This is a genomic window from Siccibacter colletis (assembly GCF_000696575.1).
Classification (GTDB): domain Bacteria; phylum Pseudomonadota; class Gammaproteobacteria; order Enterobacterales; family Enterobacteriaceae; genus Siccibacter; species Siccibacter colletis.
In genome coordinates this window covers 1-18,986 of sequence record NZ_JMSQ01000016.1, presented here as the reverse complement: position 1 = coordinate 18,986, position 18,986 = coordinate 1, and the positions used below count along the sequence as shown (strand labels likewise).

19 protein-coding genes are annotated in these 18,986 nt (G+C 57.4%); 15 read left to right on the top strand and 4 right to left on the bottom strand.

The genetic code is table 11. The annotated features are described in order from the left end of the window. The first annotated feature begins 125 nt into the window (after nt 1-125). From rmuC to ET34_RS0115805, 9 genes are all read left to right on the top strand, one after another. The gene (rmuC, locus tag ET34_RS0115845) at nt 126-1,505 is read left to right on the top strand and encodes a DNA recombination protein RmuC (RefSeq protein WP_035891577.1); all 1,380 of its coding nucleotides are present in this window, start codon (nt 126-128) and stop codon (nt 1,503-1,505) included. A 144-nt stretch (nt 1,506-1,649) separates the two neighbouring features. Beyond that, nucleotides 1,650-2,405, top strand: coding sequence for a bifunctional demethylmenaquinone methyltransferase/2-methoxy-6-polyprenyl-1,4-benzoquinol methylase UbiE (ubiE, locus tag ET34_RS0115840; protein WP_031523689.1), 756 nt, complete (start codon nt 1,650-1,652; stop codon nt 2,403-2,405). A 13-nt stretch (nt 2,406-2,418) separates the two neighbouring features. Further along, nucleotides 2,419-3,024 (top strand): ubiquinone biosynthesis protein UbiJ, encoded by a 606-nt coding sequence (gene ubiJ / locus ET34_RS0115835; RefSeq protein WP_031523688.1) that lies wholly within the window; start codon nt 2,419-2,421, stop codon nt 3,022-3,024. Then, on the top strand, nt 3,021-4,661 hold the full coding sequence (gene ubiB, locus ET34_RS0115830) for a ubiquinone biosynthesis regulatory protein kinase UbiB (RefSeq protein WP_031523687.1): 1,641 nt from the start codon (nt 3,021-3,023) through the stop codon (nt 4,659-4,661). The genes ubiJ and ubiB overlap by 4 nt, the downstream gene beginning before the upstream one ends. A 75-nt stretch (nt 4,662-4,736) precedes the next feature. After that, complete coding sequence (tatA, locus tag ET34_RS0115825) at nt 4,737-4,991, top strand: twin-arginine translocase TatA/TatE family subunit (RefSeq protein ID WP_031523686.1); 255 nt, start codon at nt 4,737-4,739, stop codon at nt 4,989-4,991. A 3-nt stretch (nt 4,992-4,994) separates the two neighbouring features. After that, entirely contained in the window at nt 4,995-5,531 is a 537-nt protein-coding gene (gene tatB / locus ET34_RS0115820) for a Sec-independent protein translocase protein TatB (RefSeq protein ID WP_031523684.1), read from the top strand. 3 nt (nt 5,532-5,534) lie between these two features. Then, on the top strand, nt 5,535-6,311 hold the full coding sequence (gene tatC / locus ET34_RS0115815) for a Sec-independent protein translocase subunit TatC (protein WP_031523683.1): 777 nt from the start codon (nt 5,535-5,537) through the stop codon (nt 6,309-6,311). 42 nt (nt 6,312-6,353) lie between these two features. Beyond that, nucleotides 6,354-7,157 carry a 3'-5' ssDNA/RNA exonuclease TatD gene (tatD, locus tag ET34_RS0115810; protein ID WP_031523681.1) on the top strand — a complete coding sequence of 268 codons (804 nt, stop codon included), beginning with the start codon at nt 6,354-6,356 and terminating at the stop codon, nt 7,155-7,157. 82 nt (nt 7,158-7,239) lie between these two features. After that, entirely contained in the window at nt 7,240-7,572 is a 333-nt protein-coding gene (locus ET34_RS0115805) for a glycine zipper family protein (RefSeq protein WP_031523679.1), read from the top strand. A 30-nt stretch (nt 7,573-7,602) separates the two neighbouring features. On the opposite strand, the gene rfaH is transcribed toward ET34_RS0115805, so the two are convergent. After that, a complete protein-coding gene (gene rfaH / locus ET34_RS0115800) occupies nt 7,603-8,091 on the bottom strand; it encodes a transcription/translation regulatory transformer protein RfaH (RefSeq protein WP_031523677.1) in 489 nt (162 codons plus the stop codon). Between the two features lie 202 nt (nt 8,092-8,293). Here rfaH and ubiD point away from each other — a divergent pair, with 202 nt between their 5' ends. Then, nucleotides 8,294-9,769 carry a 4-hydroxy-3-polyprenylbenzoate decarboxylase gene (ubiD, locus tag ET34_RS0115795; protein ID WP_031523676.1) on the top strand — a complete coding sequence of 492 codons (1,476 nt, stop codon included), beginning with the start codon at nt 8,294-8,296 and terminating at the stop codon, nt 9,767-9,769. Between the two features lie 54 nt (nt 9,770-9,823). Beyond that, on the top strand, nt 9,824-10,525 hold the full coding sequence (fre, locus tag ET34_RS0115790) for an NAD(P)H-flavin reductase (RefSeq protein WP_031523674.1): 702 nt from the start codon (nt 9,824-9,826) through the stop codon (nt 10,523-10,525). 47 nt (nt 10,526-10,572) lie between these two features. On the opposite strand, the gene ET34_RS22990 is transcribed toward fre, so the two are convergent. From ET34_RS22990 to fadB, 3 genes are all read right to left on the bottom strand, one after another. Beyond that, a complete protein-coding gene (locus ET34_RS22990; protein WP_031523672.1) occupies nt 10,573-10,881 on the bottom strand; it encodes a hypothetical protein in 309 nt (102 codons plus the stop codon). A gap of 144 nt (nt 10,882-11,025) precedes the next feature. Beyond that, on the bottom strand, nt 11,026-12,189 hold the full coding sequence (gene fadA / locus ET34_RS0115780) for an acetyl-CoA C-acyltransferase FadA (RefSeq protein ID WP_031523671.1): 1,164 nt from the start codon (nt 12,187-12,189) through the stop codon (nt 11,026-11,028). Nucleotides 12,190-12,199: 10 nt separating this feature from the next. Beyond that, complete coding sequence (gene fadB, locus ET34_RS0115775; RefSeq protein ID WP_031523669.1) at nt 12,200-14,389, bottom strand: fatty acid oxidation complex subunit alpha FadB; 2,190 nt, start codon at nt 14,387-14,389, stop codon at nt 12,200-12,202. A 189-nt stretch (nt 14,390-14,578) separates the two neighbouring features. Between fadB and pepQ the strand changes: the two genes are divergently transcribed. Genes pepQ through hemG form a run of 4 tightly spaced genes read left to right on the top strand, consistent with a single transcriptional unit; the run spans nt 14,579 to nt 18,575 of the window. Further along, complete coding sequence (gene pepQ, locus ET34_RS0115770) at nt 14,579-15,910, top strand: Xaa-Pro dipeptidase (protein WP_031523667.1); 1,332 nt, start codon at nt 14,579-14,581, stop codon at nt 15,908-15,910. Beyond that, nucleotides 15,910-16,524, top strand: a complete 615-nt coding sequence (locus tag ET34_RS0115765) for an IMPACT family protein (RefSeq protein ID WP_031523666.1) — start codon at nt 15,910-15,912, stop codon at nt 16,522-16,524. Before pepQ ends, ET34_RS0115765 begins: the two co-directional genes overlap by 1 nt. 41 nt (nt 16,525-16,565) lie before the next feature. Then, entirely contained in the window at nt 16,566-18,017 is a 1,452-nt protein-coding gene (gene trkH, locus ET34_RS0115760) for a Trk system potassium transporter TrkH (protein ID WP_031523664.1), read from the top strand. Nucleotides 18,018-18,029: 12 nt separating this feature from the next. Then, complete coding sequence (gene hemG / locus ET34_RS0115755; RefSeq protein WP_031523662.1) at nt 18,030-18,575, top strand: menaquinone-dependent protoporphyrinogen IX dehydrogenase; 546 nt, start codon at nt 18,030-18,032, stop codon at nt 18,573-18,575. Nucleotides 18,576-18,986 lie beyond the last annotated feature (411 nt).

Below are 18,986 nucleotides of genomic sequence, written 5' to 3'. Positions count from 1 at the left end.
CTGGCCTTTATTTTGCGTAACGCCTCGCACGAAACCACTTCTCGCCCTAAAAACGCTTCCAAACTGGACATCTGTACAGCACAATTCGATTTTGCATCAAGTACGTGGTTCATGCAGGAGGCGTAATGGAAATTTCACTGTTGCTGATGGTCGCCGTGGCGCTGGTTGGCGTGCTAACCGGCTGGCTCGGCGCAAGCCTGCGCAACGCGCAACGTCAGGCGGCACTGCTGGCCGAGCAGCGCGATCTCTACGGTGAGCTGAGCGCCGCCCGCCAGCAACTGGCCCAGAGCGAACACTGGCGCGACGAGTGCGGCCTGCTGGATAACGAACTGCGTAGCCTGCGCGAAATCAACAGCTCGCTGGAAGCGGACCTGCGTGAAGTATCGACCCGGCTGGAAACCACCCGGATGAACGCGGACGATAAGCTGCGACAGATGATCAACAGCGAGCAGCGCCTGAGCGAGCAGTTTGAAATCCTCGCTAACCGCATCTTTGAACAGAGCCATCGCCGGGTGGAAGAGCAGAACCGCCAGAGCCTGAACGGGCTGCTTACTCCGCTGCGCGAGCAGCTCGACGGCTTTCGTCGTCAGGTGCAGGACAGCTTCGGGCAGGAAGCGCGCGAGCGCCATACGCTGGCCCATGAAATCCGCAATCTGCAGCAGTTGAACGCCCAGATGGCACAGGAGGCGGTCAACCTGACGCGCGCGCTGAAAGGCGACAATAAAACCCAGGGCAACTGGGGCGAAGTGGTACTGGCGCGGGTGCTTGAGGCATCCGGCCTGCGCGAAGGCCACGAGTACCAGACCCAGGTCAGCATCAATACCGAAGCGCAAAGTCGTATGCAGCCTGACGTTATAGTGCGTCTGCCGCAGAATAAAGATGTGGTGATCGACTCGAAAATGACGCTGGTGGCGTGGGAACGTTACTTCAACGCGGAAGATGACTACACCCGCGATCTGGCGCTTACTGAACACATCGCCTCGGTGCGCAACCATATCCGCTTGCTGGGGCGCAAAGATTACCATCAGCTTCCCGGCCTGCGCTCGCTGGACTACGTGCTGATGTTTATTCCGGTCGAACCCGCTTTCCTGATGGCGATCAACCAGCAGCCGGAGCTTATCAACGAAGCCCTGAAAAATAACATCATGCTGGTCAGCCCTACCACGCTGCTGGTGGCGCTGCGCACTATCTCTAACCTCTGGCGCTACGAGCACCAGAGCCGTAACGCCCAGCAAATCGCTGACCGGGCGAGCCGCCTGTACGACAAAATGCGCCTGTTTGTGGACGACATGTCCGCCATCGGGCAGAGCCTCGATAAAGCGCAGGACAATTACCGCGAAGCGATGAAAAAGCTCACCACCGGACGTGGAAACGTGCTGGCGCAGGCCGATGCGTTTCGCGAGCTGGGGGTAGAAATCAAGCGCGAGATTAATCCGGAACTGGTGGATCAGGCGACGGCCCAGGACGTTGAGTTTCGTCTGCGCGCCGGGCGGGATGACGTATAACCCGCTAAGCTGAACAAGCACTTAGCGGCGGCATCGTTGCCGTAACATGCGGGTACAGCGGGTGGCGAAGGCGGTTGAATCATAGGGCAATTGCGCCCAATCTGTTACACTTCATGGACATTTCATTAATAAGCAGGCATCGAGATGGCTGAAAATTCTCAAGAGACGACGCACTTTGGTTTCCAGACCGTAGCAAAAACGGAAAAAGCCGAGAAAGTGGCGCAGGTTTTTCACTCCGTTGCGGCCAAATACGACGTAATGAACGACCTGATGTCGTTTGGCATCCACCGTTTGTGGAAGCGTTTCACAATTGACTGCAGCGGCGTGCGTCGCGGTCAGAAGGTGCTCGACCTGGCAGGCGGGACCGGCGATCTGACCGCAAAATTCTCCCGCCTGGTTGGCGAGTCCGGCAAGGTTGTGCTGGCAGATATTAACGACTCGATGCTGAAAATGGGGCGTGAAAAGCTGCGTAATGTTGGCGTTGTCGGCAACGTTGAGTACGTGCAGGCGAACGCGGAAGCGCTGCCGTTCCCGGACAACACCTTTGACTGCATTACCATCTCTTTTGGCCTGCGTAACGTCACCGATAAAGAAAAAGCGCTGCGCTCCATGTTCCGCGTGCTGAAGCCAGGTGGTCGTCTGCTGGTACTGGAATTCTCTAAGCCGACCATTGAGCCGCTGAGCAAAGCTTATGACGCCTACTCGTTCCACGTGCTGCCGCGCGTCGGCGAGCTGGTAGCCAGCGATGCAGAAAGCTATCGCTATCTTGCCGAGTCCATCCGCATGCATCCGGACCAGGAAACCCTGAAAGCCATGATGGGCGACGCAGGCTTTGAAAACGTTAACTATTTCAATTTGACCGGCGGGATTGTCGCGCTACATCGCGGCTACAAGTTCTGACAGGAGAGGGCGGATGCCATTCACACCACTCATTACGGCAGGTATTGAAGGCGTACTGAATAACGTGCTTTACCAGCCGCGTGCGCTGAAATCACCGCGTCAGCGCCTGCAGGGGAAAGTGCTGCGGGTGGTACTGCAGGAGTTCTCTTCACCGCTGGTGATGGTTTTCAGCGAGCAGCAGGTCGACGTGCTGGCGCAGTGGGAGGGTGAGGCAGATTGCTCGGTGATCACGCGCCTGTCGGTGTTACCGAAGTTGCGCGACAAACAGCAACTCACGGCGCTTATCCGTAGCGGCGAACTGGAAGTGCAGGGTGATATTCAGGTGGTACAGAATTTCTCCTCGCTGCTGGATTTAGCGGAGTTTTCCCCGGAAGAGCTGCTGGCACCCTATATCGGCGACATCGCCGCGCACGGCCTCGGCAAAGCGGTGGCGGGTGGCTTTAAAGCCATTACGACGCGGGCGCAGCGTAATCAACGCTATGTTGCTGAAGCGCTGACCGAAGAGTGGCGCATGGCGCCGGGTCCGCTGGAAGTGGCATGGTTTTCAGAAGAGACAGCGGCGCTCGCACGCGCCGTAGATACCCTGACGAGTCGGCTGGAAAAACTGGAGGGCAAATGACGCCAGGTGAAATTCGGCGCCTTTATTTCATCATCAAAACCTTTCTGAGTTACGGGCTTGATGAACTGATTCCTCGCATGCGTATTACGATCCCGCTTCGCCTGTGGCGTCGGACGCTATTCTGGATGCCTAACCGTCATAAAGACAAATTGCTGGGGGAGCGGCTGCGGCTGGCGCTGCAGGAGCTGGGTCCGGTATGGATTAAGTTCGGCCAGATGCTCTCTACCCGCCGCGATCTTTTCCCTCCAGCCATTGCCGATCAGCTGGCTCTGCTGCAGGACCGTGTGGCACCGTTTGACGGGCGCCTGGCAAAACAGCAGATTGAAAAATCGATGGGCGACCAGCCCGTTGAAGCCTGGTTCGACAATTTCAATATCGAACCGCTGGCATCGGCGTCGATTGCGCAGGTTCACACCGCGACGCTGAAATCGAACGGTAAAGAGGTGGTGATTAAGGTCATTCGCCCGGATATTCTGCCGATTATCCGTGCCGATATGCGCCTTATCTATCGTCTTGCGCGTTGGGTTCCACGCCTGCTGCCGGATGGACGCCGCCTGCGCCCGCTGGAAGTGGTGCGCGAGTATGAAAAAACGCTGATTGATGAACTGGATCTGCTGCGTGAATCTGCCAACGCCATTCAGCTACGCCGCAATTTTGAAAACAGCCCGATGCTCTACGTGCCGGAAGTCTATTCCGACTACTGTAGCCCGACCATGATGGTGATGGAGCGCATCTACGGTATTCCGGTTAACGACGTCGCCGCGCTGGAAGCTAACGGTACTGACATGAAGCTGCTCGCTGAACGTGGCGTGCAGGTGTTCTTTACCCAGGTATTCCGCGACAGCTTCTTCCACGGTGATATGCATCCTGGCAATATTTTCGTCAGCTATGAGCACCCGGAAAATCCGCAGTATATCGGCATCGACTGTGGCATCGTTGGCTCGCTGAACAAAGAAGACAAACGTTACCTGGCAGAGAACTTCATCGCCTTCTTCAATCGCGATTATCGTAAGGTGGCGGAGCTGCACGTGGATTCAGGCTGGGTGCCACCGGATACTAACGTCGAAGAGTTTGAATTTGCCATCCGTACCGTCTGTGAGCCGATCTTTGAAAAACCGCTGGCGGAGATCTCTTTCGGGCACGTACTGCTGAACCTCTTCAACACTGCGCGGCGCTTCAATATGGAAGTGCAGCCTCAGCTGGTGCTGCTGCAGAAAACGCTGCTTTATATTGAAGGCGTCGGCCGCCAGCTTTATCCCCAGCTCGATCTGTGGAAAACAGCGAAGCCGTTCCTGGAAAGCTGGATTAAGGACCAGGTCGGTTTGCCGGCGCTGATCCGCTCCATTAAAGAGAAAGCGCCGTTCTGGGTCGAGAGAATGCCGGACCTGCCGGAACTTTTTTACGACAGTTTACGTCAGAACAAACAACTGCAACAAAGCGTTGATAAGATTGCCCACGAGCAACAGCGTCAGCATAAACGTCAGGGGCAGTCGCGCTATCTCTTTGGTATGGGAGCAATCCTGTTGCTGAGCGCTACGCTACTCCTGATCAACCGCCCGGACTGGGGGATGAGTCCACTCTGGTTGATGGGTGCTGGGGCCGTTATCTGGCTGGTCGGCTGGCGCCGGACAAGCTGAATTTAACATCGTCATGACTAGTCGGGTGCCGTATAATGCGCCACCTGTAATCTTTATTGCTGTCTCGGAGTGAGTATGGGTATTAGCTGGCCACAACTTTTAATCATTGCCGTTATCGTCATTCTGCTCTTCGGTACCAAAAGGCTGAGTTCGCTCGGTTCTGACCTGGGCGCGACTATCAAAGGCTTTAAGAAAGCCATCAAAGATGATGACGCAGATAAAACTGACAAGTCTGCGACAGACGCCGATTTCACTGCGAAATCCATCGAAGACAAGCCTGAGAGCGTCAATAAAGACGACGTAAAACGTACCGACAAAGAGCAGGTGTAAGTCGTGTTTGATATTGGTTTTGGCGAACTGCTGCTGGTCTTTGTCATCGGCCTCATCGTTCTTGGTCCCCAACGCTTACCGGTAGCAGTGAAAACCGTTGCCGGCTGGGTGCGCGCCCTGCGCTCGCTGGCGACCACCGTGCAGAATGAACTGAGCCAGGAGCTGAAACTGCAGGAGTTTCAGGAGAGCCTGAAAAAGGTAGAAAAAGCGAGCATGGACAGCCTGACGCCAGAACTGAAAGCGTCGATGGACGAACTTCGCGAAGCCGCCGACTCCATGAAACGCTCATACAGCGCCAACGATCCGGAGAAGGCGAGCGACGAAGCGCACACCATTCACAATCCGGTGGTTAAAGGCAATGAAGCTGAGCACGAAGGCGTTACGCCGGGTACTGCCGATCGCGTAGCGGTCGCCACCGAGCAGGCACCTGCTGTCACGCCTGACGACGTGCCTGACGAAAAAGCTCAGCCCGTCTCGCAGCCCGCGCCGGCAGCGCCAAAACCAGTTTCTCCCACCCCCTCAACCAGTGATAAAGCATAAAACATGGCTGTTGAAGATACCCAACCGCTGATCAGCCATCTTATTGAGCTGCGTAAGCGTTTACTGAACTGCATCGTTGCGGTGCTGGTGATCTTTCTGGGGCTGGTCTATTTCGCCAACGATATTTACCAGTTCGTTTCCGATCCGCTGATCAGCAAGATGCCGCAAGGCTCGACGATGATCGCCACCGACGTGGCCTCGCCGTTCTTTACGCCGATTAAGCTGACCATAATGGTGTCGGTGATCCTCTCCGCGCCGGTCATTCTTTATCAGGTCTGGGCCTTTATCGCCCCGGCACTCTACCGGCATGAACGTAAGCTGGTCATTCCCTTACTGGTATCCAGTACGCTGCTGTTTTACCTCGGTATGGCCTTCGCCTATTTCGTGGTGTTCCCGCTGGCGTTTGGTTTCCTCACCCATACCGCGCCGATAGGCGTTGTGGTATCGACCGATATCTCAAGCTATCTCGACTTCGTGATGGCGCTGTTTATGGCGTTCGGCGTGTCGTTTGAGGTGCCGGTAGCGATTGTGCTGCTGTGCTGGGTTGGCGTAACTACACCAGAGGATCTGAAAGCCAAGCGGCCTTACGTGCTGGTGGGTGCATTCGTGGTGGGCATGCTGCTCACGCCGCCGGATGTGTTCTCCCAGACGCTGCTGGCGATCCCGATGTACTGTCTGTTTGAAGTGGGCATGTTCTTTGCGCGCTTCTACGTCGGCAAAGGGCGTCGGGATATGCCGGACGAGCCTGAAGAAGCTCAGGCCGAAAAACCGCAGGAATAATCACAGCCGCCCTCAGGGGCGGTTTTTTACAGGTAACGACTTATGTTTGATATCGGCGTGAACCTCACCAGTTCGCAGTTCGACCCGGACCGGGATGAGGTAGTGGCGCGTGCCGCAGCGGCGGGCGTAACCGGTATGCTGCTTACCGGCACTAACCTGCATGAAAGCCAGCAGGCGGCTGCCCTGGCAGCGCGCTACCCGAACTGCTGGTCTACTGCCGGCGTGCATCCTCACGACAGCAGCAGCTGGCAGGCAGAGAGTGCCGATGCGCTGCGCGTGCTTGCCAGCCAGCCGCAGGTGGTGGCTATCGGCGAGTGCGGGCTGGATTTTAACCGTAATTTTTCGACACCTGATGAGCAGGCGCGCGCGTTTACCGCCCAGCTGGCGCTGGCGGCAGAGCTGTCGCTGCCGGTGTTTATGCACTGCCGCGATGCGCATGAACGCTTTCTTGAGCTGCTCGACCCGTGGCTGGATAAGCTACCGGGCGGGGTGCTGCACTGCTTTACCGGTACCGCGCAGGAAGCGCAGGCCTGTCTGGATCGCGGTCTCTTTCTGGGTATCACCGGCTGGGTATGCGACGAACGTCGTGGCCTTGAACTACGCGAGCTGCTCCCGCTTATTCCGGCTGACCGGCTGATGCTGGAAACCGACGCGCCTTATCTGCTACCGCGCGATCTGCGGCCGAAACCTGCATCGCGCCGCAATGAACCCTGCTATTTACCCCATATTCTGCATCAGGTAGCCCACTGGCGTGGTGAAGATCCCCATACGCTGGCGGAAATCACGACCGCTAACGTTGAGCGGCTTTTTTCCCTGGCCGACGCCCGCCGTCACACCGGCACCTAAAAACCCTTTTTTCCGCAGTGCTATCCTCGCGCGGCAGGAATATCCCTGCCAGGTTTAGCAATTCGTCATAAAAGGGAATGCGATGAAACGTAAGGCGACGGGAATAATTATTCTGTCTGCGCTGCTGTGTGGTCCGGCGTTGGCGATCGACAAAACGGCAACCGGCGCGCTGCTGGGGGCGACGGCGGGCGCGGTCGCGGGCAAAAGCGTGAAAAGCGCGGTCGGCGGTGCAGTTGTCGGAGCTGGCACCGGCGCGATGCTGAAGCACGGTGACAAAGGTAAAGCCGCCCGTAAAGGGGGAGCGGTCGGCGCCGTTGTTGGCGCAGGCGCAGCGGCGATGACCGGGAATAGCGTGCTGAAAGGTGCGGCGGTCGGTGCAGGAGCCGGTGGCGTTATTGGTGAAGCCACCCATTAAACGTTAAGGCCCGGATAAACCGGGCCTTTTTCAAATCTTTTTGAATTCGGTATTTCTGACGCTCTGCAACACCTGCTTGTTGAGGAAGTTCAGCAGCAGCATGGAGCGCGCCTCGCCGTCCGGCTCGGTGAAAATGGCTTCCAGCCCCTTAAACGCGCCCTTGGTGATCACCACGGTATCGCCCGGCCACGGCGTATGTTCATCTACCACGTTTTCCGGCTGATACTCCATCAGCTGCTGGATCACGGTAAGCGGAACGATGGCCGGCTGGGTGCCAAAACGCACAAAGTGGCTGACGCCGCGCGTGGCGCTGATGGTCGTGGTGTGAATGACTTCCGGATCGAAATGCACAAACAGGTAGTTAGGAAACAGCGGCTCACTGACTGCAGTTCGCTTTCCGCGCACAATTTTTTCCAGCGCGATCATCGGCGTCAGACAGGCAACCTGTTGACGTTCCAGATGCTCTTTCGCCCGCTGGAGTTGCCCGCGTTTGCAATACAGGAGATACCAGGATTCCATAATGTCTCTTTTCCGGATGTCAGGCGCGAAAGGATAACAAAACCCGCCGCACTGAGGTAGTGAGAACAGTATATACCCGTCATACTTCGCGTTGCAGCCAGGCGTCCGGCGGCGCATTGTCACGTCTGATTAACAAAATTACAGCATGGCTGCGGCTAACACCGTATAATGGCAAGCCAGCAAAGAGGCCACGAAAAACTGCATGAAATACCACGATCTACGCGATTTTCTTGCGCTGCTTGAGCAGCAGGGCGAACTCAAACGTATTGCCATCCCGGTCGATCCGCATCTTGAGATGACGGAAATTGCCGATCGCACCCTGCGTGCTGGCGGTCCTGCGCTGCTGTTCGAAAACCCGAAGGGGTACGACATGCCGGTGCTCTGTAACCTGTTCGGCACGCCGAAGCGCGTAGCGATGGGGATGGGCCAGGATGACGTAACCGCGCTGCGCGAAGTGGGCAAGCTGCTGGCCTTTCTCAAAGAGCCGGAGCCGCCGCGCGGTTTCCGCGACCTCTTCGACAAGCTGCCGCAGTTTAAGCAGGTGCTGAATATGCCGACGAAACGTCTGCGTAGCGCCCCGTGCCAGGAAGTGGTGCAGGAGGGCGACGCGGTCGATCTGACGCGTATTCCGGTCATGCAGTGCTGGCCGGGCGACGTAGCGCCACTGATTACCTGGGGGCTGACCGTCAGTCGCGGTCCGCACAAAGAGCGTCAGAATCTGGGAATTTATCGCCAGCAGGTGATCGGCAAGAACAAACTCATCATGCGCTGGCTCTCCCATCGCGGCGGCGCGCTCGACTTTCAGGAGTGGTGCGCTGCGCATCCGGGTGAGCGTTTCCCGGTTTCCGTGGCGCTGGGTGCCGATCCGGCAACCATTCTCGGTGCGGTAACGCCGGTACCGGATACGCTCTCTGAATACGCTTTCGCCGGGCTGTTGCGCGGCACCAAAACCGAAGTGGTGAAGTGTGTGTCGAACGATCTCGAAGTGCCAGCCAGCGCGGAAATCGTGCTGGAAGGGTATATCGAGCCGGGCGAGATGGCACCTGAAGGTCCGTACGGCGACCACACCGGTTATTACAATGAAGTGGATAACTTCCCGGTGTTTACCGTTACGCACATCACCCGGCGTAAAGATGCAATTTACCACTCCACCTATACCGGCCGTCCGCCGGATGAACCGGCGGTGCTGGGCGTGGCGCTCAACGAAGTGCTGGTTCCCATTCTGCAAAAGCAGTTCCCGGAAATTATTGATTTCTATCTGCCGCCGGAGGGGTGTTCCTATCGCCTCGCTGTGGTCACCATCAAAAAACAGTATGCCGGTCATGCCAAGCGCGTGATGTTTGGTGTCTGGTCGTTCCTGCGCCAGTTTATGTACACCAAATTTGTCATCGTGTGCGATGACGACGTTAATGCCCGCGACTGGAACGACGTAATCTGGGCCATCACTACACGCATGGACCCGGCGCGTGATACGGTGATGGTAGAAAACACGCCGATCGACTACCTCGATTTCGCCTCGCCGGTCTCCGGCCTCGGGTCGAAAATGGGGATGGACGCCACCAACAAGTGGCCTGGCGAAACGCAGCGTGAATGGGGTACTCCCATTGAAAAAGACCCGGAAGTGGTGGCAAGAATTGACGCTATCTGGGATGAACTGGCTATATTTGACTTGCGGTAAGCGCCGTGGCGCTATCGTTGTGCTTACGTTTTTTTGACCCGACAGAGGGAACGCATGACAACCTTAAGCTGTAAAGTGACCTCGGTAGATGCCATCACGGATACGGTGTATCGCGTCCGTTTAGTACCCGAGGCCGCGTTTTCATTTCGCGCCGGGCAGTATCTGATGGTGGTAATGGACGAGCGTGACAAGCGCCCGTTCTCGATGGCGTCCACCCCGAGTGAACAGGAGTTTATCGAGCTGCATATCGGGGCTTCGGAACTGAACCTCTACGCGATGGCGGTGATGGACCGCATCCTGCAGGATCGTGAAATCCTGGTGGATATTCCGCATGGCGATGCCTGGCTGCGTGAAGAAGATGACCGTCCGCTGATCCTGATTGCCGGTGGTACCGGGTTCTCTTATGTGCGTTCTATTCTGTTAACCGCCCTGGCGCGCAACCCGGATCGTGACATCACGATTTACTGGGGCGGCCGCGAAGACAAGCACCTCTACGATCTTCCGGAACTGGAAGCGCTGGCGCTGAAGCATCCGAAGCTGCGCGTTGAGCCGGTGGTTGAGCAGCCGCACGATGAGTGGCGTGGCCGCTCCGGTACCGTGCTGACTGCGGTAATGCAGGATTTCGAGACCCTCTCCGGGCACGATATCTATATTGCTGGGCGGTTTGAGATGGCGAAAATCGCCCGCGACCTGTTCTGCAACGAGCGTGATGCGCGCGAAGATCGCCTGTTCGGTGATGCCTTCTCGTTTCTTTGATCCCTCGTCCTTCCGTTCAGGCTCCGGTATCCGCCGGGCCTGACGCCTTACTTCCGCGTGTTGAAATAGACATAGAGCGGCCGATCGTTATTCAGCAGGCATAGCATAGTGGCGGCATCGCCCTGACGGCTGCGAAGCCCGGCGCTGAGCTCGGTGGCAATATGCTGGCTGCCCACGTTTGCGTCGTAGCGGTTCTCGACCACGCTATCTGGCTCAATATGCATCGCACTCAACAGGTTACGCATTTCGGCGTTCTCTGCCATCTGCTGCTTACCGTACTCCAGACATACCTGCGCGCTATCGGCCCATGCGCTTACCGGAAGGCACAGCGCCAGAAGTGTTGTTATCAGTTTCATGGTGACGTCCTTTTTAATATTAATCAGCGCGACGCTACCACAGACCCTCCCGCAATCCTGCTACGCGATTTTCTGAAATAAAAAAACCCGCCCCTGACAGGCGGGAAACACGGCAACTCAACTTTTTTGGAATATCTCTGCGGGCTAAGGGCGCTCAAACACCGTGGCGATGCCCTGGCCCAGACCGATACACATGGTCGCAAGGCCAAACCGGGCGTCTTTACGCTCCATCAGGTTAATCAGCGTGGTGCTGATACGTGCACCGGAACAGCCAAGTGGGTGGCCTAAGGCGATGGCGCCGCCGTTCAGGTTGATCTTCTCGTCGATCTGCTCCATCAGGCCTAGATCCTTAATGCACGGCAGGATCTGCGCGGCGAAGGCTTCGTTCATCTCGAACAGGTCGATATCGCTGGCGCTCAGCCCGGCCTTTTTCAGGGCCAGCTTCGAGGCCGGAACCGGACCATAACCCATGATGGACGGGTCGCAGCCCACCACCGCCATCGAGCGGATAATGGCGCGCGGCGTCAGGCCCAGTTCCCGGGCGCGGCTTTCGCTCATCACCAGCATGGCTGCTGCGCCGTCGGAAAGCGCCGATGAGGTGCCCGCCGTGACGGTGCCATTAGCCGGGTCGAAAGCCGGTCGCAGGGTGGCTAAGCTCTCCACGCTGGTTTCCGGGCGGATCACTTCGTCGTAGTCGTAACGCTTGAGTACGCCGTCGGCATCGTGACCGCTGGTGGGCACGATCTCCTGTCTGAACGCTCCCGACTGGGTTGCAGCCCAGGCGCGCTGATGCGAGCGGGCCGCGAAGGCGTCCTGCATCTCGCGGCTAATGCCATGCATGCGCGACAGCATCTCTGCCGTCAGGCCCATCATGCCTGCGGCTTTTGCCACGTTGCGGCTCAGCCCGGGGTGAAAATCAACGCCGTGATTCATCGGCACATGACCCATATGCTCCACGCCGCCAACTATGCACACCTGCGCATCGCCGGTCATGATCATCCGCGCTGCGTCGTGCAGTGCCTGCATGGAGGAGCCGCACAGGCGGTTCACCGTCACCGCTGGCACCGAGTGCGGGATCTCAGCCAGCAGCGCGGCGTTACGCGCAATGTTGAAGCCCTGCTCCAGAGTCTGCTGCACGCAGCCCCAGTAAATGTCGTCAATGGCGCTGGCTTCAAGCTGCGGATTGCGCGACAGCAGGCTGCGCATCAGGTGCGCGGAGAGATCTTCCGCCCGCACGTTGCGGAATGCGCCGGCTTTTGAACGGCCCATCGGGGTACGAATCGCATCAACAATGACTACCTTTTCCATACGTCGCTCCTTAAGCCGTTTTCAGGTTGCCAACGGGACGCGCGGCGTCCACCGATGGATACCAGGTATCGTCACTGCGGGCCTTATCGCGCAAGCTCGCGGGCACGTCGTACAGCGCACCGAGCTGCTGATACTGCTGGGCCATATCGAGGTAGCGGGCGTTGCCCTGGGTGTCGAGCCAGCGGAAGGCGCCGCCGTGGAACGGCGGGAAGCCGAGGCCGTATACCAGCGCCATATCGGCTTCCGCCGGGCTGGCGATGATGCCTTCTTCGAGGCAGCGCACCACTTCGTTGACCATCGGGATCATCATGCGGGCGATAATCTCTTCATCGCTGAAGTCGCGTCGCGGCTGGCTGACGTCGGCCAGCAGACCGTCCACCGCGCTGTCTTCCTCTTTCTTCGGCTTACCTTTGCTGTCTTCTTTATAGCGCCAGAAGCCAAGACCGTTTTTCTGCCCGAAGCGGCTGGCATCAAACAGTGCATCGATGGCGTCGCGGTAATCTTTCTGCATACGCTGCGGGAAGCCCGCCGCCATGACGGCCTGGGCGTGATGCGCAGTATCAATCCCGACCACATCCAGCAGATACGCCGGACCCATCGGCCAGCCAAACTGCTTTTCCATCACCTTATCGATTTTGCGGAAGTCTGCACCGTCGCGCAGCAGCTGGCTGAAGCCGGCGAAGTAGGGGAACAGCACGCGGTTGACGAAGAAGCCGGGGCAGTCGTTGACCACGATAGGCGTTTTGCCCATTTTGCTGGCCCAGGCCACCACTTTCGCAATGGTGGCATCCGAAGTTTTTTCACCGCGGATCACTTCGACCAGCGGCATGCGGTGCACCGGGTTGAAGAAGTGCATACCGCAGAAGTTTTCCGGGCGCTTCAACACGCTTGCCAGCTCATTAATGGGAATGGTCGAGGTATTTGAGGCGATGACGGCATCTGGGCGCACCTTCTCTTCGGTTTCCGCCAGCACCGCTTTTTTCACCTTCGGGTTTTCCACTACCGCTTCGACCACCAAGTCCACGCGTTCAAAACTGGCGTAGTCGAGCGTCGGATGGATAGTGCCGATAACGCCTGCCAGCTTCAGGCCGTCAATCTTACCGCGCTCCAGCTGTTTGTTGAGCAGCTTGCCGGCTTCGTTCATGCCGAGATGCAGCGACTTCTCATTGATATCCTTCATGATCACCGGCACGCCTTTCCAGGCAGACTGATACGCGATGCCGCCGCCCATGATGCCCGCGCCCAGAACTGCGGCCTGCTTCGGCATCTCTGTCTCTTTCGTGAGCTTTTTCGCTTTGCCTTTGATGAACTGATCATTGAGGAAAATGCCGACCAGCGCGCGCGCTTCGTTCGAGCGCGCCAGCGGTACAAAGCTCTCATTTTCCAGCTTCAGCGCCTCGTCGCGCCCCAGCCCGGCGGCGGCTTCAATGGTTTTCACGGCAGTGATCGGGGCCGGATAATGCTTACCTGCGGTCTGCATCACCATGCCTTTAGCGATGGTGAAACTCATGGCCGCCTCGATTTTGCTGAGCTTCAGCGGTTCGAGCTTCGGCTGACGCCGCGCTTTCCAGTCCAGCTCGCCGTTAATGGCCTGACGCAGCACGGCCAGCGCACCGTCGCGCAGCTTCTCCTGTTTCACGACGCCATCAACCAGACCAATTTTCAGCGCCTGGTCAGCAGAGACGTCTTTCCCGGCGGCGATGATCTCCAGCGCGCTGTCGGCACCCAGCAGGCGCGGCAGACGCACAGAGCCGCCGAAGCCCGGCATAATGCCCAGTTTGGTTTCCGGCAGGCCGATACGCGCATCCGGCGTCGCAAGACGGAAATCCGTCGCCAGCACGCATTCGCAGCCGCCGCCTAACGCATAGCCGTTAATGGCGGTAATAGTCGGGACCGGCAGGTCTTCCAGGCGATTGAACACGCGATTGGCGAAATGCAGCCAGTCGCTGAGCTGGGCGGCAGGCACCTGAAACAGGCTGAGGAATTCGGTAATGTCGGCACCTACGATGAAGGCCGCTTTTTCGGAGCGCAGCAGCAGGCCTTTCAGGTCGCGTTCATTTTCAAGCACCTCCAGCGCATGACCAAGACTGGCCACGGTAGCGGTGTCGAGTTTGTTAACGGAGCCGGGGGCGTCGAACACCAGTTCAGCAATGCCATCTTCCAGCCAGTCAAGGTACAGGGTGTCGCCTTTGTAAAGCATGTCAGTCTCCTGAATCCGCAAGGGGATCTGGTCATACCAGATGAAGCGGAGTGTGGATTTGATGTTAATGAAATGCAAATTACTGTTTAAATTTTTGCTGCGTCGATCACGAACAGCTGAAACGCGCGGGTGCGCCGGACGGTGTGCTAAGATGCGGGAATTCAGGGTTACTACAGAGAAGGGTAAAACATGGAATCACTGGCCGCTCTATATAAGAATCATATTGTTACCTTGCAGGAACGCACGCGTGATGTACTGAGTCGCAGCAAGCTGGATGCGCTGCTGATCCACTCAGGCGAACTGATGACCGTCTTTCTCGACGACCACGCTTATCCCTTTAAAGTGAACCCGCAGTTTAAAGCCTGGGTGCCGGTTACGCAGGTGCCGAACTGCTGGCTGCTGGTGGACGGGGTCAACAAACCTAAGCTGTGGTTCTATCTGCCGGTCGATTACTGGCACAGCGTTGAACCGCTGCCGACGTCATTCTGGACCGATGAAATCGAGATTATCGCCCTGCCGAAAGCCGACGGTATCGGCAGCCAGCTTCCAGCGGCGCGCGGCAATATTGGCTATATCGGGCCGGTACCGGAACGCGCCCTGCAGGTTGATATCAGCGCGGCAAACGTCAACCCGAAAGCAGTGATTGATTACCTGCATTACCACCGTTCTTACAAAACCGATTATGAACTGGCCTGTATGCGTGAAGCGCAGAAGACGGCGGTGATCGGTCACCAGGCGGCGCACGAAGCGTTCCTGTCCGGCATGAGCGAGTTCGATATCAACCAGGCTTACCTCACTGCCACCGGGCATCGCGATACCGATGTGCCTTACGGCAACATCGTGGCGCTTAACGAGCATGCGGCCGTGCTGCACTACACCACGCTTGAGCATCGCGCGCCGTCGGAAATGCGCAGCTTCTTACTGGATGCCGGTGCTGAGTACAATGGCTACGCAGCCGATCTGACCCGCACCTGGGCGGCCAACGGCGACAGCGAGTTTGCGGAGCTGGTGAAAGAGGTAAACGAGGAGCAGCTGGCGCTTATCGCCACCCTGAAAGCCGGGGTGCGCTACACCGACTACCACGTTCAGTTCCATCAGCGCATCGCGAAGCTGCTGCGTCGTCACCAGATCGTGACTGACATCAGCGAAGAGGCGATGGTAGAGAACGATCTGACCGGGCCGTTTATGCCGCACGGGCTGGGCCATCCGTTGGGTCTGCAGGTGCATGACGTTGCCGGGTTTATGCAGGATGAGAACGGCACCCACCTTGCTGCGCCGTCGAAGTATCCGTACCTGCGCTGCACCCGCGTGCTGGCGCCGCGTATGGTGCTGACCATTGAGCCAGGTCTCTACTTCATTGAGTCGCTGCTGAAAACCTGGCGCGAAGGCCCGTACAGCAAACACTTTAACTGGCAGAAGATCGAGGCGCTGAAACCTTACGGTGGTATTCGTATCGAAGATAACGTCGTGATCTATGAGAACAGCATCGAAAACATGACGCGGGATCTGAAGCTCGCATAATGGAAGGCTGGCTAATTCCGGCGCAGCCGGTGGCGTTCACCGAAGAGATCAAGAAAAGCCGCTTTATCACGCTGCTGGGCCATACCGATGGCGTGGAGGCGGCAAAGGCTTTTGTGGAAGCGACACGCGCTGAGCACCCGGACGCACGCCATCACTGCGTGGCGTGGGTTGCCGGGCCGCCCGGCGATTCGCAGCAGCTTGGGTTTTCGGATGACGGTGAACCCGCGGGTACAGCTGGAAAACCGATGCTGGCTCAGCTGATGGGCAGCGGCGTCGGTGAGATTACCGCCGTGGTGGTGCGCTATTACGGCGGTATTCTGCTTGGCACCGGTGGGCTGGTAAAAGCTTACGGCGGTGGCGTGCAGCAGGCGCTGAACCTGCTGTCGACCCAGCGCAAAGTGCCGCTGACCGAATATACTTTGCGATGTGATTACGCGCAGCTTGCCGGCGTCGAGGCGTTGCTCAAACAGCATGAGGGGCTGATTGTGCACAGCGATTTTCTGGCGGACGTAACCTTACGCGTGGCGCTGCCCGCCTCCGTTCTGCCCGCGTTTACGGCAAAGCTGGCGGATTTTAGCCGCGGTGCATTGCATTTGCTCCCCATTGAACAATAATCCCCCCTCCCCAATGTTTGACTTCAAAGGAAGCGTCTGAGATGCATTTTCGCGCCATAACCCGAATCGTTGGATTACTGGTTATCCTTTTTTCCGGAACGATGATCCTCCCCGGGCTGGTGGCCTTGCTCTACCGCGACGGGGCCGGGCGGGCGTTTACCCAGACGTTTTTCGTTGCGCTGGTTATCGGCTCCCTGCTGTGGTGGCCGAACCGTCGTGAAAAAGGCGAACTGAAATCGCGCGAAGGCTTTCTGATCGTGGTGCTGTTCTGGACCGTGCTGGGAAGCGTGGGGGCGCTGCCTTTTATCTTTGCCGAGCGGCCAAACCTCACCGTTACCGATGCCTTCTTTGAATCGTTCTCCGGGCTGACCACGACGGGTGCGACGACGCTGGTCGGGCTGGATTCTCTGCCGCACGCAATCCTGTTTTATCGCCAGATGCTGCAGTGGTTCGGCGGGATGGGGATCATTGTGCTGGCGGTAGCGATACTGCCGATTCTGGGCGTCGGGGGCATGCAGCTTTACCGGGCCGAGATGCCGGGGCCGCTGAAGGATAACAAAATGCGCCCGCGCATCGCCGAGACGGCAAAAACGCTGTGGCTGATTTATGTCCTGCTGACTGTAGCCTGTGCCCTGGCGCTGTGGTTTGCCGGCATGCCGGCGTTTGATGCCATCGGGCATAGCTTCGCGACGATTGCTATCGGCGGCTTTTCAACCCATGACGCCAGCATCGGTTATTTCGACAGCCCAACCATCAACACCATTATCGCCATCTTCCTGCTGATCTCCGGCTGTAACTACGGCCTGCACTTCTCTTTATTAAGCGGTCGTAACCTTAAGGTGTACTGGCGCGACCCGGAATTCCGCATGTTTATCGGCGTGCAGCTGACGCTGGTGGCCATCTGTACGCTGGTGCTCTATTTCCATAACGTTTATGAGAGTGCGGTCACCACGCTGAATCAGGCCTTCTTCCAGGTGGTATCGATGGCAACCACCGCCGGCTTCACCACCGACAGTATCGCTAAATGGCCGCTGTTCCTGCCGGTGCTGTTGCTTTGCTCGGCATTTATCGGCGGCTGCGCCGGGTCAACCGGTGGCGGGTTGAAAGTTATTCGTATCCTTCTTCTGTTTAAGCAGGGCAACCGCGAGCTTAAACGTCTGGTTCACCCAAATGCCGTTTACAGTATTAAGCTCGGCAACCGTGCGCTGCCGGAACGCATTCTTGAAGCAGTATGGGGTTTCTTCTCGGCTTACGCGCTGGTGTTTATTGTCAGCATGCTGGCGATCATCGCGACCGGCGTGGATGACTTCTCAGCGTTCGCCTCCGTAGTGGCGACGCTTAACAACCTTGGCCCAGGGCTTGGCGTGGTGGCAGATAACTTTGCCAGCATGAACCCGACGGCAAAATGGATCCTGATTGCCAATATGTTATTCGGCCGTCTGGAGGTGTTTACCCTGCTGGTGCTGTTCACCCCCACCTTCTGGCGCGAATAACCGGAGAGTATTGTGACGACCCTGATTTTGTTTTCGACCCGCGACGGTCAGACCCGCGATATCGCAGCGGCCATTATTAATGAACTTAGCGCCCAGGGCGTGACCAGTGAAATGATGGACCTGCATAACGCAGAGCATATCGACTGGGCCCGCTATGACAGCGTGGCGATTGGCGCGTCAATTCGCTACGGCCATTTCCATCCTTCATTAATGCGTTTTGTCACTCAGCATGCGGCGGCGCTTAATACGTTGCCGGGCGCGTTCTTCTCGGTAAACCTGGTGGCGCGTAAAGCGGATAAGCGCACGCCGGAGACCAACAGCTATACGCGTAAGTTTCTTGAGGCCGCGCCGTGGAAACCGCAGCTGGCTGCTGTGTTCGCCGGTGCGCTGCGTTACTCGCGTTATAAATGGTACGACCGCATGATGATCCGCCTGATTATGAAGATGACCGGCGGTGAAACGGATACTTCAAAGGAAGTGGTGTATACCGACTGGGAACAGGTGAAGGATTTTGCCCGTAATATTGCGCGTTTAGCGAACAATTCGTCGGTAATCTAAACGGATTGCGTGAAAAGAAGGCGAACGGAAAAAAATTTAGGATTTCCTCTTGTCAGTTTCTGAGAACTCCCTATAATGCGCCTCCACTGACACGGAACAACGGCGAACAGGCCGGCCTGTCAGGTGAAGGCGAGCGAAATAAATGCTTGACTCCACAGCGGGATGGCGTAGTATACGCAGCCCGCGCCGCTGACAAATAAGCGAGGCGGCACTGCTCTTTAACAATTTATCAGACAATCTGTGTGGGCACTCGGGGCACTGATATCTTTCACGTCGCAAGACGAAAAAGCATTATCAAGTCTCAAGAGTGAACACGTAATTCATTACGAAGTTTAATTCTTTGAGCATCAAACTTTAAATTGAAGAGTTTGATCATGGCTCAGATTGAACGCTGGCGGCAGGCCTAACACA

What these genes read in the sequence shown, in the direction of transcription:
- ubiJ (WP_031523688.1), top strand. Translation starts at nt 2,419, where the DNA reads ATGCCATTCACACCACTCATTACGGCAGGTATTGAAGGCGTACTGAAT.
- trkH (WP_031523664.1), top strand. Translation starts at nt 16,566, where the DNA reads ATGCATTTTCGCGCCATAACCCGAATCGTTGGATTACTGGTTATCCTT.
- rmuC (WP_035891577.1), top strand. Translation starts at nt 126, where the DNA reads ATGGAAATTTCACTGTTGCTGATGGTCGCCGTGGCGCTGGTTGGCGTG.
- tatC (WP_031523683.1), top strand. Translation starts at nt 5,535, where the DNA reads ATGGCTGTTGAAGATACCCAACCGCTGATCAGCCATCTTATTGAGCTG.
- ubiB (WP_031523687.1), top strand. Translation starts at nt 3,021, where the DNA reads ATGACGCCAGGTGAAATTCGGCGCCTTTATTTCATCATCAAAACCTTT.
- ubiD (WP_031523676.1), top strand. Translation starts at nt 8,294, where the DNA reads ATGAAATACCACGATCTACGCGATTTTCTTGCGCTGCTTGAGCAGCAG.
- ET34_RS0115805 (WP_031523679.1), top strand. Translation starts at nt 7,240, where the DNA reads ATGAAACGTAAGGCGACGGGAATAATTATTCTGTCTGCGCTGCTGTGT.
- ET34_RS22990 (WP_031523672.1), bottom strand. Translation starts at nt 10,881, where the DNA reads ATGAAACTGATAACAACACTTCTGGCGCTGTGCCTTCCGGTAAGCGCA.
- tatA (WP_031523686.1), top strand. Translation starts at nt 4,737, where the DNA reads ATGGGTATTAGCTGGCCACAACTTTTAATCATTGCCGTTATCGTCATT.
- pepQ (WP_031523667.1), top strand. Translation starts at nt 14,579, where the DNA reads ATGGAATCACTGGCCGCTCTATATAAGAATCATATTGTTACCTTGCAG.
- tatD (WP_031523681.1), top strand. Translation starts at nt 6,354, where the DNA reads ATGTTTGATATCGGCGTGAACCTCACCAGTTCGCAGTTCGACCCGGAC.
- ubiE (WP_031523689.1), top strand. Translation starts at nt 1,650, where the DNA reads ATGGCTGAAAATTCTCAAGAGACGACGCACTTTGGTTTCCAGACCGTA.
- rfaH (WP_031523677.1), bottom strand. Translation starts at nt 8,091, where the DNA reads ATGGAATCCTGGTATCTCCTGTATTGCAAACGCGGGCAACTCCAGCGG.
- ET34_RS0115765 (WP_031523666.1), top strand. Translation starts at nt 15,910, where the DNA reads ATGGAAGGCTGGCTAATTCCGGCGCAGCCGGTGGCGTTCACCGAAGAG.
- fadA (WP_031523671.1), bottom strand. Translation starts at nt 12,189, where the DNA reads ATGGAAAAGGTAGTCATTGTTGATGCGATTCGTACCCCGATGGGCCGT.
- fre (WP_031523674.1), top strand. Translation starts at nt 9,824, where the DNA reads ATGACAACCTTAAGCTGTAAAGTGACCTCGGTAGATGCCATCACGGAT.
- fadB (WP_031523669.1), bottom strand. Translation starts at nt 14,389, where the DNA reads ATGCTTTACAAAGGCGACACCCTGTACCTTGACTGGCTGGAAGATGGC.